This is a genomic window from Vibrio sp. AND4 (genome assembly GCF_000171815.1).
Taxonomy (GTDB): Bacteria; Pseudomonadota; Gammaproteobacteria; order Enterobacterales; family Vibrionaceae; genus Vibrio.
In genome coordinates this window covers 1-1,046 of the sequence record NZ_ABGR01000141.1, presented here as the reverse complement: position 1 = coordinate 1,046, position 1,046 = coordinate 1, and the positions used below count along the sequence as shown (strand labels likewise).

At 45.1% G+C, this 1,046-nt stretch carries 1 pseudogene; it reads right to left on the bottom strand.

The annotated features are described in order from the left end of the window. Positions 1–859 (bottom strand): annotated as a pseudogene (locus tag AND4_RS19265) (aconitate hydratase B); the annotation flags it as partial. Positions 860–1,046: the final 187 nt, after the last annotated feature.

Below are 1,046 nucleotides of genomic sequence, written 5' to 3'. Positions count from 1 at the left end.
CCATTGTGTTATAGAAGATAGGCGCGATCTTACCGCCCAGACAGATACCGCCCGTGCGTTTGTTTGGTACGAATGGGATATCTTCTCCCATAAACCAAAGGACTGAGTTAGTTGCAGATTTACGTGAAGAGCCTGTACCGACAACATCGCCCACATAGGCTAGTGGTATGCCATCTTTTTGCAGCTCTTCAATCTGATTAATAGGGCCGACACTACCAGGTTGGTCTGGCACTATGCCGTCACGTTCCATCTTCAGCATCGCTTTCGCATGTACTGGAATATCAGGTCGTGACCACGCATCTGGTGCAGGTGACAAGTCATCGGTGTTAGTTTCACCAGTAACTTTAAATACTTTGACGGTAATTTGTTCCGCTACTTTTTTCTTCGATGTGAACCATTCAGCATCCGCCCAAGATTGCAGGACTTGCTTGGCGAATTGGTTGCCAGATTTGGCTTTCTCTTCAACATCATAGAAAGCATCAAACATTAACAGGGTATGAGACAAGGCTTTCACTGAGATTGGCGCGAGTAGGTCATCATCTAAGAATTCAACCAGGGGAGCGATGTTGTAACCACCTTGCATAGTACCAAGCAGCTCTGCCGCTTTTTCACGGCTAACCAATGGTGATTCAACTTCACCTTTTGCTATCGCAGTTAGGAAGCCCGCTTTAACATAAGCAGCTTCATCGACACCTGGCGGGATACGATTTTCTAGTAGGTCAAGAATAAAAGCTTCTTCACCTTGTGGGGGATTTTTCAGAAGTTCTACAAGTCCAGCAACTTGTTCAGCGTCAAGCGGTCTAGGAACAACCCCTTCAGCAGCACGCTCTTCGACGTGTTTACGGTAGGCTTCAAGCACGACTTTTTCCTCTCATTGCGGTTCCTCTTTTTTAATTACTATTTTTCAAAGTAAAAGAGTGAACATCCTTGGAAACTTGGCTCTCCATTGCCCTTGTTTTCATTCAATTCTGATTGAGAAACAGCGCCGTAGAGGCCAAACTGTGGGCGAAAGAATAGCAAAATTAACGTTGAATTAAAATCTCATC